Annotated in this window: 4 protein-coding genes; 3 read left to right on the top strand and 1 reads right to left on the bottom strand. The window is 38.7% G+C overall.

Features of this window, described 5'->3' with window-relative positions:
* Nucleotides 1–143: 143 nt before the first annotated feature.
* The gene (locus H6S82_RS25250; RefSeq protein WP_190464323.1) at nt 144–689 is read right to left on the bottom strand and encodes an RICIN domain-containing protein; all 546 of its coding nucleotides are present in this window, start codon (nt 687–689) and stop codon (nt 144–146) included.
* A gap of 323 nt (nt 690–1,012) precedes the next feature.
* Here H6S82_RS25250 and H6S82_RS25245 point away from each other — a divergent pair, with 323 nt between their 5' ends.
* From H6S82_RS25245 to H6S82_RS25235, 3 genes are all read left to right on the top strand, one after another.
* The gene (locus tag H6S82_RS25245) at nt 1,013–2,383 is read left to right on the top strand and encodes an NB-ARC domain-containing protein (protein WP_190464324.1); all 1,371 of its coding nucleotides are present in this window, start codon (nt 1,013–1,015) and stop codon (nt 2,381–2,383) included.
* Between the two features lie 128 nt (nt 2,384–2,511).
* On the top strand, nt 2,512–2,991 hold the full coding sequence (locus H6S82_RS25240; RefSeq protein WP_190464325.1) for a type II toxin-antitoxin system antitoxin SocA domain-containing protein: 480 nt from the start codon (nt 2,512–2,514) through the stop codon (nt 2,989–2,991).
* On the top strand, nt 2,969–3,338 hold a 370-nt coding region (locus H6S82_RS25235; protein ID WP_191056895.1), incomplete at its 3' end, for a hypothetical protein. The genes H6S82_RS25240 and H6S82_RS25235, both read left to right, overlap by 23 nt.

Below are 3,338 nucleotides of genomic sequence, written 5' to 3'. Positions count from 1 at the left end.
GCTCTCCTGCCAATCCTCGCATTCTTATACTGGAAATAGATAAGATTGTGAGGGGAAAAAGAGGTTGGGTTTACTTGCGTTAAACTAAGCTACAAGGAAAGGCGATCGTACTCAGTTAACTTAAGGAAGCAAAAGTTATTCCCTTACTTCTGAACCAATCTAAATAAGAACTCATCTGTATCTTGGCAATTCCATGTCAATAGGGGCTGTCTATTTCTTTGCCAATCATCGGAGTTACTACCTTGCACATGAATACATTTTCCATGAAAAGTTTTCATTTTGTAATATCCAGAACCAGCTGGTTCAAACTTAAAGAGGAACTCATCTGTATCTTGGCAACTCCACGTCCATAAAGGCTGTCTGTCTTGTGTCCACTCCTCTGAACTGCTACCTTTCACATGAATACATTTTCCGTGGAAAGTTCTCAATTTGTAGTAGCCATTCCGAGCGGGTATAAGCGAGAATAGGAACTCATCTGTATTTTGGCAATCCCATGTCCATAAAGGCTGTCTGTCTTGCCTCCACTCCTGTGAGCTACTACCTTTCACATGAATACATTTTCCGTGAAAAGTTTCTAAACTTATACGTCTTAAGGCTTGACTGTTAGCATCAGAAGTGATGCCTAAAGTACCGATTGTAAAGCAGCTAAGTAAAATAGCCAGCTTTGTGCCAATACAAACTGATTTCATACGCATCCTTTTTATTCAGCAACTAAATTGAGCAGTAATGAATAATCGAAAGGGAGCCGCCTAACTTGTAATTAGACTGTAAATGTAGTCCGACACACTCTTACAGGGGATAAAACAGCAAGCGTTTAATCCTTAAGTTTATCCTTTAATACTTCTTCCAGTATCTTGAACAAATCAAATGTTTGTCCAGCTAAAAAATGTTCAATTTTGCTGGCAATTTTGTCTGCCACTCAAACTCGGTGATTAAAAAATGTTGGTAAATGCCAGAAAATGTTGGAAAAAGTTAGGTATAATACGGAAAATGACGACATCTACGATGCTGCATGAATCTTAAGGAAGTGTTGAAAATGGCTGACGATCTGGTGTTTGCCAAAACGGGTCAGCATCTTGATGACTTGCAAGAGGCAATTCTACGGGGAACTATGCAAGGTGAGAAATACACGAAAATTGCCGAGGAGAGTCACTGTAATGAGAGTTATGTCAGGGATGTTGGCTCAAAGTTATGGCAAATACTTTCAGAAGAATTAGGGGAAGATATTCATAAATCGAATTTTCGATCGGCAATGAAGAGGTATCAAGTCTCTAATTCTTCAAACTTTGCACAAGACGTTGTAGCCATAGGTAATTTTAACCTCTGTGCAGAAGCTAGACACCCGCCAGATATACCAAACTCATACACACATAATCAGGAAACAGCTAACTCGAAACAAACTAAAGCATCGCATCACGATTTAAGCGAAATGCCGGATTTGGGTGCTTTTTACGATCGCACTCTCGAACTCGACACCCTCAAAACCTGGATTTTGCAACAACGCAGTCGTTTAATCGCACTTACTGGTATCTGCGGTATCGGCAAAACTGCATTAGCAGCGCAACTCGTTCAACAGATAAAAGATGAATTTGAGTATGTAATTTGGTGCAGTCTCGACGCATCGCCTACTTTAGCTGAATTTGAAGCTAAATTGATAGATTTTTTCTCCCAGTCAGAAAAGCAAGATTCACCTGCAACTAACCAGAAGTTATTACCGCTAATTAAGTATTTGCAAAAGCATCGTTGTTTAGTAGTATTAGATAATATTCATAACCTTTTTATTCGCGGTGAATTAGCAGGCAAATATAAACTTGGATACGAAGAATATCGCTCTTTTTTCAAACAGATAGAAACATTATCTCATCAAACTTGCTTGATGTTAATAGGTTGGGAACAACCGCGAGAATTTCCTCAAGTTAAAAGCCAAAATAATTTTATTCGTACTTTACAACTCAAAGGTTTAGATATCGCAGCAGGACGGGAAATACTGAGAGAATATGGTTTAGAAGAATGCGAAGCACTGATTCACCGCTACCAAGGCAATCCGTTGTGGTTAAAAAGCGTCGCCAATTTGATGCAAGAGTTGGGGGGATGCGTAACTGAGTTATTACCAAATGATACTATATTGTTGCCCGAAGATTTGAAAGATGTTTTAGAGCAGCAGTTGAGCCGCCTATCGGAAATCGAAAAACAATTTCTTTCTTTGTTGGCGAAAGAAAGCGATGGAGTGACCTTGGCAAAATTGTTAGAAAATGGCAGCATTCCACCGTCAGATTTATTAAACGCACTGCAATCTTTATCGCGGCGCTGTTTGATAGAACAACAAGGAAGTTTTTATACTCTACCACCTGTGCTGAGGCAGTATATCAATGGTTTCAACTAAAATATTCCACAAATTAATTTTGAAATAGCCCTTACTTTTTATAAAACAAATCTATAAGTAATCGATTTCCAGAGAGCGATCGCTCTGTGCTATCATAAAAAATATCAAACTTATTTACCCCTTTTTATATGACAACAATAGCTCCAGTAACAACACTCTCCAAACTTGTTGATTACTTCATCTGGTTTGCTAATGACGTAGGCTCCTATCTCAGCAACCAAAAGCTACAAAAACTCTTGTACTATGCCCAAGCATGGTATCTGGCATTTGAAGATAAACCCCTTTTTGAGGAGGATTTTGAAGCTTGGGTGCATGGGCCGACTATCCCGGCTTTATTTTACGAATACAAAGAACAATTTGGTTTTAAACCAATTCTGAAAGAAGTGGAAAAACCAGAGTTTCCAGAAGATGTACAAAAGTTTTTAGACGACTTGTTTGACGATTATTTCTTTCGAGACGCTTATGAGTTAGAATTGATGGTGCGTCGCGAAGATCCTTGGATTAAGGCTAGAGGTGGGTTGCCAAAAGATGAACCTTCTCATGTTATTATTACTAAGGAATTAATGAGAGATTTTTACAAAAACCGTGTCATCGAAGAAGAAGAATAAAAAAAGACAAGACACAGAACTCCGCAGTCAGCCATCTTCAGCCGGAAGAGATGTCGCCGAGATAAAAATACCGGAAGGAATTAGTTTTTCTTTCAGGTATTATCAGCAGGATAAAAATAAATTTTCAATTAGCGATCGAGATGCTAAGTATCTGGCATCTCTCTTGAGAAGGCTGCGCGATTTATCACAGTTAAAGGCTGAAGAAGTTATTAACAATCAAAGTAAAAGTCTGCGCTGTCATATCATAAACTGGCAAGATACAACCGAGCCTAATGGCTTCGGTATTCCTAATGAAGACCAGCTAGTAAATATACCCTACCAGTTTCAAATATCTGCGAATGAATATG

Origin of the sequence: Planktothrix sp. FACHB-1355 (genome assembly GCF_014748295.1) — a bacterium.
Taxonomy (GTDB): domain Bacteria; phylum Cyanobacteriota; class Cyanobacteriia; order Cyanobacteriales; family Aerosakkonemataceae; genus Aerosakkonema; species Aerosakkonema funiforme_A.
Note: the sequence above shows the minus strand (reverse complement) of the source record. Positions and strands in the feature narration are given on the sequence as shown.

Coding starts and splice junctions, on each gene's coding strand:
- H6S82_RS25240 (WP_190464325.1), top strand. CDS start 2,512: ATGACAACAATAGCTCCAGTAACAACACTCTCCAAACTTGTTGATTAC.
- H6S82_RS25245 (WP_190464324.1), top strand. CDS start 1,013: ATGAATCTTAAGGAAGTGTTGAAAATGGCTGACGATCTGGTGTTTGCC.
- H6S82_RS25250 (WP_190464323.1), bottom strand. CDS start 689: ATGAAATCAGTTTGTATTGGCACAAAGCTGGCTATTTTACTTAGCTGC.